General features: G+C 43.4%; 10 protein-coding genes and 2 pseudogenes. 3 read left to right on the top strand and 9 right to left on the bottom strand.

Features of this window, described 5'->3' with window-relative positions:
* Positions 1 to 31 precede the first annotated feature (31 nt).
* The 6 genes from lysC to CW735_RS03540 form a co-directional block, all read right to left on the bottom strand.
* The gene (gene lysC / locus CW735_RS03565; protein ID WP_071978671.1) at positions 32 to 1381 is read right to left on the bottom strand and encodes a lysine-sensitive aspartokinase 3; all 1350 of its coding nucleotides are present in this window, start codon (positions 1379 to 1381) and stop codon (positions 32 to 34) included.
* Between the two features lie 63 nt (positions 1382 to 1444).
* Entirely contained in the window at positions 1445 to 1897 is a 453-nt protein-coding gene (locus tag CW735_RS03560) for a DUF192 domain-containing protein (protein ID WP_071978670.1), read from the bottom strand.
* A 222-nt stretch (positions 1898 to 2119) separates the two neighbouring features.
* Positions 2120 to 2989 (bottom strand): membrane-bound lytic murein transglycosylase MltF, encoded by an 870-nt coding sequence (gene mltF, locus CW735_RS03555; RefSeq protein ID WP_100970943.1) that lies wholly within the window; start codon positions 2987 to 2989, stop codon positions 2120 to 2122.
* 18 nt (positions 2990 to 3007) lie between these two features.
* On the bottom strand, positions 3008 to 3517 hold the full coding sequence (locus tag CW735_RS03550) for a transporter substrate-binding domain-containing protein (protein ID WP_100970942.1): 510 nt from the start codon (positions 3515 to 3517) through the stop codon (positions 3008 to 3010).
* Positions 3518 to 3757: 240 nt separating this feature from the next.
* A complete protein-coding gene (locus tag CW735_RS03545) occupies positions 3758 to 4684 on the bottom strand; it encodes a DNA ligase (RefSeq protein ID WP_232368354.1) in 927 nt (308 codons plus the stop codon).
* Positions 4685 to 4919: 235 nt separating this feature from the next.
* Positions 4920 to 5681, bottom strand: a complete 762-nt coding sequence (locus CW735_RS03540) for an IS5 family transposase (RefSeq protein ID WP_100970740.1) — start codon at positions 5679 to 5681, stop codon at positions 4920 to 4922.
* A 23-nt stretch (positions 5682 to 5704) separates the two neighbouring features.
* Here CW735_RS03540 and CW735_RS03535 point away from each other — a divergent pair, with 23 nt between their 5' ends.
* Positions 5705 to 6562 carry a DUF4198 domain-containing protein gene (locus CW735_RS03535; protein ID WP_232368353.1) on the top strand — a complete coding sequence of 286 codons (858 nt, stop codon included), beginning with the start codon at positions 5705 to 5707 and terminating at the stop codon, positions 6560 to 6562.
* A gap of 68 nt (positions 6563 to 6630) precedes the next feature.
* On the opposite strand, the gene CW735_RS03530 is transcribed toward CW735_RS03535, so the two are convergent.
* Both CW735_RS03530 and CW735_RS03525 read right to left on the bottom strand, forming a co-directional pair.
* Positions 6631 to 6903, bottom strand: coding sequence for a hypothetical protein (locus CW735_RS03530; RefSeq protein WP_232368352.1), 273 nt, complete (start codon positions 6901 to 6903; stop codon positions 6631 to 6633).
* 74 nt (positions 6904 to 6977) lie between these two features.
* Complete coding sequence (locus tag CW735_RS03525) at positions 6978 to 7862, bottom strand: IS982 family transposase (protein ID WP_100970941.1); 885 nt, start codon at positions 7860 to 7862, stop codon at positions 6978 to 6980.
* A gap of 122 nt (positions 7863 to 7984) precedes the next feature.
* Between CW735_RS03525 and CW735_RS03520 the strand changes: the two genes are divergently transcribed.
* Complete coding sequence (locus tag CW735_RS03520) at positions 7985 to 10165, top strand: TonB-dependent receptor (RefSeq protein ID WP_100970940.1); 2181 nt, start codon at positions 7985 to 7987, stop codon at positions 10163 to 10165.
* 348 nt (positions 10166 to 10513) lie between these two features.
* Here CW735_RS03520 and tnpC read toward each other — a convergent pair.
* A pseudogene (tnpC, locus tag CW735_RS03515) lies at positions 10514 to 11773 on the bottom strand (IS66 family transposase); the annotation flags it as partial.
* Position 11774: 1 nt separating this feature from the next.
* On the opposite strand from tnpC, the pseudogene CW735_RS03510 reads away from it, so the two are divergent.
* Positions 11775 to 12593, top strand: a pseudogene (locus tag CW735_RS03510) (efflux RND transporter permease subunit); the annotation flags it as partial.
* Positions 12594 to 12646 lie beyond the last annotated feature (53 nt).

Genomic DNA, 12646 nt, shown 5'->3' with positions numbered 1-12646 from the left:
AAAGTCGCGAATCATTACCGCTTAAACAGGGCTACTCAAACAACGCTTTATGAAGCTTTCTCACCACATCGTCACTGTTACTTTCGTTAACCAGGAACGACAGGTTGTGAGGGTTCGCACCAAAACAAATCATGCGCAGATTAAAGTCTGATACCGCTGCCAAAATCTTGCTCGACACGCCTACTGCGGTTTGCATGTTATTACCAACTACAGTAACGAGGTCATACCCTTTTTCCACAGTAACGTCACAGATAGTTTCTAGCTCGGCAATAGTCTCTTTATTTAGTCGCTGAGCTACCGAGTTTGCTGGATTATCAAGGGTAAAAGATACTGATATCTCAGACGTAGTAACCAAATCCACACTGAGTTTATGTTTGGCAATAATAGCGAATACCTGTTGAAGGAAACCCTGCGCGTACATCATCTTCGGCGTTTTAACTGTTACCATAACCTGTTCTTTACGACGGGTTATAGCACGGTATGGCGGCTCGTGCTCACAATCGCGAACAATCCAAGTGCCACCTTTCTCTGGCTCTTTGCTGGAGCCAACAAACACTTTAATATTTTTACGTAGTGCAGGCTCCATCGTTGCCGGGTGAAGTACTTTAGCCCCAAAGGTTGCCATTTCAGCGGCTTCTTCAAAGCTAAGCTCAGGCAATGGTCTTGCTGCATCGGTAATTCTTGGGTCAGTAGTATAAACGCCAATCACATCGGTCCAAATCTCACAGGCCTCTGCATTTAAGGCTTCTGCCAATAAAGCGGCCGTAAAGTCTGAACCGCCGCGCCCCAAGGTAGTTGTATTTCCGTTCTCATCAGCGCCAACAAAACCTTGAGTTACCACAATAGCATTCTCAATTTCCGGTGCTAACAACTGGCTTGCCAATGTTTCAATTTGTTCAACTTGCGGAGCTGCTTCACCAAACTCGCTATCGGTTCGCAATACTTTACGCACGTCAAAGTTAATAGTGCTCACGCCCTGCTCTGCTAAAACCGACGAGAACATAAGAGAAGATATTCGCTCCCCCATAGACAGCAGTTGGTCTTTTAAATCGTTACGATGAAGAATTTCTTCATGAAAGGCTAAAGCGCGAACTTCGTCGAGAAGGTCATTAAGTTTGGGTTCTATAGAAGCTTTATCAGCAAGTTTGTCGAGTATCGCCAGCTCAATGTTGGTAATAGCTTGGCAGGTATCATCTATTTGCTGCTGTGTCATGGGCGTATGCGCAAGACTTACAAGGTGATTTGTTATTCCAGCAGATGCACTTACTACAACGATGCGCGTGTTTTTGTTACCGGCAACAATTCGGGCGCAGTTTTGCATTACTTCATAATTGGCAACACTGGTTCCGCCGAACTTAGCTATCGATAAGGCATTTGTCACTTTAATTAACTCCAGATCTACACCAGCTATTCACTGGCTTTACTGCGCACTTAGATGCGCAGCTTAACGATGAATTATTAATTGGTCACCAACCCGAATATTGTGATTGGCAAACCACCCTTGGTTCATTTCCAGTGCGTACAGTACCTTTTTCGATGAGCCTACAGATTCGAGGCTATGAGGCATCAAAGATTTTATGTCAGTAATTACACCGTTTCTGTCGATAAATGCTACATCTAAGGGTATGAACGTGTTCTTCATCCACATACCAGCATACTTAGCGGTATCAAAGGTAAAAAACATGCCGCAATCTTCACATAATTCCTTCCTAAACATAAGCCCCTGGGCACGCTGTTCAAAGGTTTTTGCGTACTCAACGTCGTATTTTTTATCACCCATGGTGATTGAGATACGATCAAAGCTAACCTTGTTCATTTGAGCGACAGGGTCCACTTGCGCCTGCACGCAGCCAGCAGATAAACAAAGAACCATTAATACAAAGAGAAGCTTGTCCATTAGACATTCCTGTAAGCTAATAAAGCTAATTATTTGGTGAGTAGTTTATACATTAATGTTGGTAACATCCAATGATGCTGCTATCTAGAAGAAACCTTTCTTATGGTCATGTTAATCACTGAGCATTGCAGCGAATTTGTCTTTGGATAAAAACGCAAATAAAGTAAACGTAACACTGCGTATTTAGCTGAAGGAGAGGCATTCCCTATACTGAGCCATCTTTTACTCTAACTCATTTTCTATAATATGGTGATACTCACGAATTCGCTGAACGTACCGCACTGGCTCAGTACCCCGAGCGTAACCATAGCGTAAATCTTTGTAATATCGCCTGTCGCTAAGTAAAGGCAATACTTGTTTCATGTCAGCCCATTTATGGGGGTTCAAATTAAGTTGACGCGCCAGCGTTTGCGCATCGTGTAAATGCGCTCGACCTACGTTATATGCAGCGAGTGCAAGCCAGGTGCGATCGGGCTCTTCAACTTCATCGACAAATCTATGGGTTCTTATTTTAGAGAGGTAACGCGCCCCACCAAATATACTCTGCTTAGGATCTAACCTGTTGCTTACACCCACCTCTTTGGCGGTTTTTTGGGTAAGCATCATTATGCCCCGAACCCCAGTAGGACTGACGGCGTCGGCAAGCCAATGAGACTCTTGATAAGCTTGAGCTGCCAGTAAGTGAAAGGGTAAATTATATTTCTTGGCAGCATCGCTAAAATACTGTCGAAACTCAGGAAATCGTTCGTCTACATGTCGAATAAACGTACGAGTATCTACATAATCAAACACTTCAAAAAAACCATAATATTGATCGAGCGTGCTGTCTAAACGACCCGTTTCTTGGTAATCGAGAAACCACTCATTTACCGCCTCGGCCAGTGCTCTGCTCGAAGTATTTAGCATCCAAGCCAAGTTTTCACTTCTAGCAAGGTTAAACGGCGCAATTAACTCAGGAAAATATCGACGATTGAGATCCACAATGTTCGAGTCAGCTATACTGTAATCTATTTCTCGCTGCCATACTTTATAGAGGATTTGCTCGGTGGTTAAACTGGCACTTTCCACCCAGCTCAGATTTGGATACTGCATCTGAAGTGTTTTAAGCCGTTAGCTATAAGCGGTTCCCGCTGCCACCATAATATCGAGCCCTATAAGCTCCTCTATTGATTCTGGCTGAACATTATCCCGCCGACAAACCACCTGCTGCGTAATATCTTGATAGCTGGGGCCAAACATAAACTCAGCTGCTCGAGATTTGGTTTGGGTGAGTCCTGCAGCCGCAATATGTCCCTCTTTATTTTTTAGTGCTGAAATGACGGCCTGGATAGAATTTTTCTCAACAACCTCTAGCTCAACTCCTAGGAAAGAGGCAAACGAGTCAGCCATGTCAAATTCAGGCCCTCGAGGCATAACGTCACGGCCTATGAAATAGGTAGTAGGGGCATTTCGCGTAATAACTTTTAATACACCCACCGCCTTAATTTGCGAAAGGAGTTCGTCCTCAGATTGGGCTTTTGCCATTGGTTCAATAGCTTGGTTAGCACGCTCTGAGTTATCGCATGCTGCAAGTAAAAATAAGCCACCTACGATGAACAACGTTTTCCATAAGCACCTCATAACGACTACCTTATCTATTGAGTCTTAAGCCTCAAAAGGCAACTTTGGCCATTTGAAACACAGTGGATAAATACAACCGTATAGTAGGTAATCACCTTTTGCAATCTAACCGCTTGATGTAAAAACAATTACTAAAGCGCGATTAGGTACTGACCGGTTCGCTGCTTGTCTATTACCACAAAGCTTTGGTTTAGTGCCCCGTGCCAAACTGACGTTAGTTATTATTCATCACGATGTTTTTTATTGCTGTGTTTCTTGCGCTGTTTTCTTCGGTACTGTTTCGGTAGATGCGCGGATATTGTGCTGTAAATCTTTTTGCGGCCTAACATGCATGAAACTGGCGAAGCGAGGCTTGCCTGTTCCTGTGTAACCGTAATATTTGTAAGTTACCCATTGCCCGATATGGGGCGGATGCAAACGCTCTTCGTTTGAAAACCCTGTCCCAAGTTTGAACTGAATTCCTTCTGCCGTTTGAACGAGAAGAGAGCCCAACATACTTTTAAACTTACCCTTTCCCTTGATGTGGGCGATCACCTTCGCCTCGCTGTCTTCATGCTTTTTTAGCTTGAGTAAATGAGAACTGCGGCCATGTGTATATCGCGCATGACGATAGTGAAGCATCAGCCCTTCTCCACCCGCATCCGTAATCTTGGTCAATGCTGCTTGTAAAGCTTCATGGGTATCAAGACCATATTGAGGGATAGCCATTAGCGCAGAGCTTTTTGTTTTAGCAATAATGCGCTTTATTTCGTCCACTCTTTTCTCAAACGTTTGTTTTGACTGCGGCATATCAAACACCATAAATGTGATTGTTCGCCACCGTTCGTCAGGAGTATCTGAAAGCACTATTGAGGCAGTTTCTTCAAATTTGCCTCGGCCCAACCACAACTCGCCGTCTAACATTTTTCCCGGCCAAGACTGTGTAAACCATTCTGGCGCACTAATAGCATGGCCGGTTCGGGTAAGAAGCTCTTCGCCTGTCCATCTTGCGCGAATTCCATCAAGCTTTTCGCTAACCAAATAATCGCTAATCTTTACCGATTGATGAGATACTGTGTAGCGACTTGCTAACTGCTGAGGGTTATTGAGCATTCCAGCGCTAGAAACATCACATAGAAGCAAAGACAGCACGGCTATCCAAATCAATACCATCTTGTTTGTTTTCACAATACCCATTCCATAAACCGTTTTGTTAAGTAGAGTGTATGGATATAGGTAAATAAATATACTGGGCCTTAGTTCGGTTTTAAGGTTCAAATTAAAAGAGCATGTCGCCAGTGCAAGTGAAAGCAGACACGCATTGCAACGGCACGATAAAGAAATTAGTGCTATATGTTCTATATAGCGTACTAACCATTTGCTAATCGCTAGGCTATGTTGATCTTTGCTGTACATATTTCACTCAGCAGTACATGGGTAGCCACATCATTGAAAATGCCAGTGATACCATGCTGGCATAATTCCTTGCTAATTTTTCATACCTCGTTGATATTGAACGATAATGCTTTATTCGAGCAAAGGCGTTTTCAACAAGGTGACGATATTTATAGAGACACCAATCAACGCTGTCTTTATCTATATCCTGACCATAGTTTCGTTTGGGTATGACTGAAGCACCACCTTTAGCTTCAATATATTTCCTCAAAGTATCACTATCGTACCCTTTGTCGCCGACGAAAATGTTAACTTCTCTTAAGTGATCAACTAGACTTTGAGCGCGAGCGATATCATTTCTCTGGCCTTCTGACAGTTCAAAATATATGGGGAGCCCGCCACTATCCACGGCTAGATGAATTTTTGTTGAGTTACCACCTCGGCTCTTTCCAATGCATTCATTATCAGTAGTAGCAGCTCCGGTACTATGCTGATGAGCTTTAATAATTGAACCGTCAGCAAAGACCCAATCGTAATCAGCTAGTTTAGCTAACTCATTGAATAACATATTCAATAAACCTTTCTTTGACCATAAATTGAATCGGCGATAAACGGCGCTCCATCTGCCAAATTCTGCCGGTAAATCACGCCAAGGAATACCGGTTCTCAGCCGGAATAATATCCCTTCAAACGTCATTCTATGTTCTGGTTTGTTGTAAATGCGGCCAGTGCTCTTCATTACTTGAAGTAGCTTTTGCCACCGCTTATCAGTTAGCATTAGTCTTGGCATGGTAGTGAGTTGTTCTTTTACTTTTGGCGAAGCAAATTATAACTCTTTACCATGCTGTTCAAAAACTAATCACGAAAGATCAACACGCCTTAGCTATAGCTTTTACCCCACTTACCCTTGCCCATGACTTTTGGCTTGAGCCTACCCAATTTCAGTACGACGATGCCTCGCCTATTGCGGTTCAATTTAAAGTAGGTCACAAAGATGATATTAATCACTGGAATTTAACCTGGGACAAAATTGTTGCGCTGCGCAGCTATTCATCAACGGGCGTTGTCGATATGGCGGCGGGAGTTATTCCAAAATCGAATCTACTTCCCGGCATGGCGAAATCGACGTCTCTATCTGCAGGAAGTTATGTGGTGGGTTTTGAAAGTTATCACAGTGTGAGTGTATTGAAAGCAGACCAATTTAACGATTATGCAAAAAAAGAAGGACTAAAAGAGATCGTTGAATACAGAGCCAATAAAGGTTTAGAAGGCTACTCTGGTGAAGAACTTTACTCTCGAAAAGCAAAGGCTATTGTACAAGTGGGTGAAACACTAACCGACAATGTTACAAAGCCTATTGGACATACGCTGGAGATCGTACCGCGTAGCCACCCGCTTAAGTTAGGTGACGATTCTAGTCTTACCGTTCAAGTGCTTTTCAAAGGTGAACCACTAAAAGATGCTCTAATAGATTCAGTACCGCTTAAAAATGCAACTCACGAAGCTCAGTCCTTCCTTACAGATGATAACGGAAAAGCAACGTTCACGTTTAAAGAAACAGGTGCTGTAAAGTTGAATGTAGTGTGGGGCGTGCCGCTCAAAAGCAATATTAAAGCTGATTTTGAAACGTATTTTTCAAGCCTTACGTTCGCCGTAGCCAGCACAAAGTAATGAAACAGTATTGCTTTTTCGCATAATCCGCCATTTATTTTCAAATGGCGGAATACAAACTTGTTGAGCTAATCAGGATGAGTAGATAGCTTTTGTTTGTATTCACTAGATAACCATAGGGAAGCTTCATCGATATTGGTGAAAAACAAATAATCCATATGTTTCAATTCAGGGATCCTCTGAAACTTCATTCCGCGGATCACCGGACCTTTGTAAACATACGCTTTAGCTATTAGCCCCATTTCAGGTAGGCGATTTATAATATGTTTTACAATATCAAACGCTTCAGGGGTTGCACCTTCAACTTGGCTTATATCTGCGAGCAGAGCGAAAGGCTTCATGTTCAAACCCATGACTAACTTGAAAAGGTGCTCTCGATATTCTTCTGCACTACACTTATTAACCCCAGATCGGTTTAAGCGATGACCATGGAATTTCTCTCAACGTCAGTTAAATTAAGGGATGGCTTGTTTTCTTTGAGACAATAAGCCACCAGTCCAGCCATCAAGTTAAGCGTAAAACCATTAATACTGCGATGACGAGAGTGTTCAATGAAAGATATATTCTTTAATTGGTCGTTAATCGTCTCGATAATGAATCGCTTTGACAGCATTGCCCGATCCCATAATGACATCGCTTTTGCTTTCATATTCTTACGAACCGTTGTGATAAGCGTGACGCCTTTATCAAATAAATTGTCTTTGAGCGCATTGCTTAAGTAGCCTTTGTCGCCGTAAAGTTTATCTGTTAAACCTTCCGCTAGCTCTTCGACTGGCTTGGTATCGTGCACGTTACCTGTGGTGACTTTAGCGGCAACAATCTCCCCCTTATAGTTTACAATTAAATGTAACTTGAACCCATAGAACCAGCCCATCGTACCTTTTCCTCTTTGTGCAACACCCTCAAAGGTCTTATGCCTTGGTATCCGAATGTTATGGCACACTTTTAAGGTTGTAGAGTCAATGAATTCAATACCTGTGGGTTTACCTTTGAGTGAAGTGAAATAAGCACACATGGGTACAATAAGACTAGGCATCACTTCCAAAAATCGTGTGTAGCTCAATAATTTAGGGAAGTCCTTTTTATAAAAACACGAGACATAGTCTAGGTAATAATTCTTGAAATCACGATGATGGCTCATATGGAAACCAATGACGACTGTCATCATTTCGCCCATAGACATACGACTATCTCTGCGCCTTTGGCGACTACCATCTTCTAGTAGCTGCTTTTGCCATTGTGGAATGAATACTTTGCAAAAATCATCGACATCACAGTACAACTCTACTAAATTCTTCATGCCTGTTCCTTTTGTTTTGTTCCCACTTTCTTGGTCGAAAGATCGGATCTTGGAACGGGCATTTAGTTCAATTTCTTAAACCGAGTTGGGGTTAAATAATAATTAATGAAAGGAATAGTCGAATGGAATATAAGTTAAAAACTATCTACCCGCTAAGTGCCCTTACTTTAGCTATGGCTTTATCATCGGGGCAAAGTTTTGCTGCTGAAGCTCAAGTAAACAGCGACAACGATCAGACGGAAACTAAAACAGCGCAACAAACAGAAGAAAAAGTGGCTAGAAAAGATACCCTTTTTGAAACGATTCAAATCACGGCGCAAAAACGTGAAGCGAGTATTCAGTCAACTCCTATTAGTGTTACCGCTATTTCAGGCGATGTTTTGGATCAAATGGGTATCACCAACATGGACGATTTTCAGTTTTTCGCCCCAGGTATAACGATTACTAATGATTCGATGGCAATTATTAATATTCGTGGTGTTGGCACAACCGCTTTTGGTGTCGCCACTGATCCTAGCTCAACTATTTATATTGACGGAATTTACCAACCAAGGCCAACCACGGGCTATCAAGATATGTTCGATGTTGAACGCTTAGAATTGCTGCGTGGTCCACAAGGGGTTTTATTTGGTCGAAATTCTGTTGGTGGTGCCTTAAACATTATTTCTAAAGCGCCCACCGATGATGCTGAAGGAACCGTTGGTTTAACACTTGGCAGTTATAATAAACAAACACTAACAGGTACTTTTTCTGGCGGTTTAACTGACAATAGCCGCGGTAGAGTAACGCTATTAAAAAATACCCGTGATGGTATCTACAAAGATATGTTAACGGGTGAAGAATACCAAGATGAAGATACCTTTGCTGGCCGTGGAACGCTTGCTATTGATTTATCAGATAAATTAGAAATCGTTTTAAGAGGCGATTACAACAATGATGGCGGCACGGGCTATATTAGCCAACGCGGTGGTTATACCCAAGATTATGTTGACGCGGGTGCGGCAATACCAAAAGATGACTACGATATAGCGCTAAACTATAAACCTAAAACAGACGTTGAAGTATGGGGGCTTTCATCAACGTTGACATGGACTGGCGATGATTACACCATAAAGTCGATTAGTTCATACCGTGAAAGTGATTTCGATCAAACCACGGATGCGGATGCTACAGAGTTTACGGTATTTAACATCAATTTTTTTGAAGCCTCAGAATCATTTACTCAAGAGTTTCAATTATCAAATACCACACCTGATGGTTTAGATTGGATCACTGGCCTATTTTATTTAAAAGAAGATGGCAGCGGGGGTATTGATCTTTTATTTGATGGTTTGGCCATTGAAATTACCGAAGAAAATGTTACCGAAGCTTATGCGGCTTTTGGCCAAATGACCTATGATGTTAACCCTAAATTAAGAGCCACATTTGGTTTACGCTATAGCTATGAAAGTAAAAATTATGGCTATATTACTAATGTTAATGGCGGCCTTGATGACACAGGAACACCGGATGACAGTTGGAGTGCATGGACACCGCGTTTTGCCTTAGATTATGACTTAGCTGATGACATTATGATTTATGCCTCAGCAACTAGTGGCTTTAAATCGGGCGGTTTTCAAATTGGTGATGGCACTTCATTTGAACAAGAAGACTTATGGAGTTATGAAACAGGCATAAAATCAACCTTGTTGGAAAATCGTTTACGTGCCAATGTTGGTTTGTTTTTATATGATTACACCAATTTGCAGGTTGTTGAATACGATGATGATAGTGGCATTTCAACCACAACAAACGCAGGTAAAGCCACTATTCAAGGTATTGAAGGTGAGTTTGTTGCTCGTGTAAGTGATAATTTTGATGTTAATTTGGTGGTTACTTATACTAATTCCGAATTTGACTACTTTCCACAGGGGGAAGGTGTAGATTTTGCTGGCAACGAGTTACCTAACACGCCAAATTTAACCTATTCACTAGGCGCGCAATATACTACCGAAATAGCCAATGTTGGTTACTTAGTCTTCAGAGGTGATTATGCATGGCGTGACGGTGTTTACTTTAAAAGCAACAACGAAGAAAAATTCCAGTCAGACTCATATTCATTACTTAATTTAAGAGTTTCGTTGATGACATTTGATGATCAATGGGAAGTTTCATTATACGGCACTAACATGCTAGATGAACGTTATGCTACTTATATCACCGCTGGCCGAAATTTAGATGGCTCACTTACCGATAGCGGTAATACAAGTAACACTTATGGTGAACCTCGCCAATATGGCGTAAAAGTGCGTTATAACTTTTAATTAAAAGTTTACGCATTATCACGTAAAATCAAGCCGCTTATTTAGCGGCTTTTTACATTAGATACTATGGTTTTACGTTAAATGTCGTTTCGAATTAACGCGTTTAGGTATTTGATAAAGCCATTATTGTACCTTTTAGCTATGAAACTGAAGAAGGGATAAAATCTCAAAAAAATTAAAACTGAATTAGACCAACATTTTATCCCAAACAGTGAAAATAACACTTAACTAACGTGCATATTTTTTAGAAATAAGCTAATTATTATACTTCTTTATGAAACAGGAATACGTAAGGGAGAGATGTTATCTCTTACTGTAGGTAACTGCATGTAACCGTTCAGCAGGGCCCTATTGACAGGCTGCTTTGAAGTCGCCGAGTAGAGGATAGGACGTTTTGTTTAACGTCGCTTTGAGAATGGCGCGGAGCCAATTCAGTGGATTCAGCTTTTGTTTCCGGCAGGTTTCTACAATGGTGAGTATACGTTGTCTGAACAGTTCCCCTCGGTGAGAACACACGCCATAGCTGCCTTTTCGCCACAGCACATAGCTTCGCAATGAACGCTCTGCTTCATTGTTAGTGAGGAGGACGCCATCGTGACTGAGGAACACCCAGCACATATCATCGTGTTTTAGCCGCAGCTTACACCGGTTCTGATAGCGGGGAGTAACATAACGCCTTGATGCCAGTTCAAGTTGTTCTCGCCAGGCGATACGCAGTTTTTCCATTCGGTCCCGGTATCGCTTTTCACTTAGTTCGTTACTCTCATACCGGTGTTGCAGCCGGAACAGTATGCGAATGAGCCTGACTAACGTCGCTCCATAGGTTTTATTCGTACCCCAGCTTTCCGCCAGCGCATTCATGTTTCTTAAGATATGCGCCCAGCACAATTGACGGTGGTCTGAATCGATGTAGTGATAACCGGCATACTGGTCGGTAACTACAATGTTTTCTGGATTATCACCCAGTAATTTCTTTGCCGCCCAGGCGCCGCGTGATAAGTGGGTCATGAAGCATGATAACTCTGCTGTGCAGACCTGCCACATCCAACGGTTTTCGTTGCCACGCTGATGACGGGTTTCATCGCAGTGTACCACCGCCTCAGTGCGCATCATCTCTTTGATATCCTGATACGCTGGCGTCAGCACTGAACTAACCCGGCCCTGCGCTTCAGAGATAGCACCGCGACTGAACGATAAGCCGAAGTTCTGTTCGAGCTGTTGCTGGATTTTACTGATACTCTGGTGAAACTGACCGGACTGCATTGCCACACATGCCAGCAGGTTATTGCCCATCTGTCCCTGATTCACGTTGTCAGGTAGCGTTGCTTTTACCGTTTTGCTGCACTGACAACACTGACCCTGATGTAACTGATGTTCAACCACAGAGAAAGCCTGAGAGGGAATATCAAAAACCTGATGGCGGCGATACGGTGAATCACTGATAGTAATAGTACCACCGCAATCACACGTATCATCGGGATAGTACGTCAGGGTTTCATCAACGCTCTCGGCTAACATCCGCTTGCTACCTTTATGACCGGATTGCGCACCACGCTTACGGCCTGTCGGCTTTTTAGCTGGCGCAGAAGAGGACGCCCCCGGCCCATTTTACCGTAATTCACCCGAGCAATTAGCTTTGTTACCCATAGTCACGCCTAACGGACAAAGGATCTCACTGGCAGACGTGGCCAATGTTTTTATTGAGGACGGACCTCCCGCGATCAAAAGTGAAAATGCCCGCTTAAACGGCTGGACGTTTATCGATATCGAAGGGGTTGATGTCGGCACCTACGTCGAGAAGGCCAAAGTAATCGTGGCCGCCGAATTGCAGTTGCCGGCGGGTTACTCCATCAGTTGGGCCGGGCAATATGAGTATATGGAGCGCGCCAAGGCCAAGCTGAGTTATGTGGTGCCATTGACTCTGGGAATCATCCTCATTCTGCTCTACATGAATTTCCGCCGTTTTGCCGAAGTGGCCATTATCATGGGGACCCTGCCATTCTCCCTGGTGGGAGCGATCTGGCTGATGTATCTGCTCGACTTCAACTTTTCGGTAGCGGCCGGGGTCGGCTTTATCGCCCTGGCGGGTGTTGCCACCGAGCTCAGCGTCATCATGTTGGTCTTTCTGGAAATAACCTATCAGCAAATGCGAAAACGAGTGGCCGCGGCCGGCCGCGCCATCACCAGGGGCGATCTTATTGAATCCATCCTCGAAGGCGGCGCCCTCAGAGTCAGACCAAAAGCCATGACCGCAGCGGCGATTATCGCCGGTCTGCTACCGATCATGTACGGCAGCGGCACCGGCTCCGAAGTCATGAGCCGGATAGCCGCGCCGATGGTCTGTGGTATGGTGAGCGCGGTGATCCTGACTTTGTTGGTAGTGCCAGCGGTGTATTACCTATGGCGCACCCGTTCGCTGAAAGCATAATATTGCCAAACTAAATGGGGCAGACTTGTCTGCCCCTGCCGGAGCTCTGTGGT

Source organism: Alteromonas sp. MB-3u-76 (genome assembly GCF_002831605.1).
GTDB classification, from domain to species: domain Bacteria; phylum Pseudomonadota; class Gammaproteobacteria; order Enterobacterales; family Alteromonadaceae; genus Alteromonas; species Alteromonas hispanica.
This window is presented reverse-complemented; position numbering and strand designations above follow the sequence as displayed.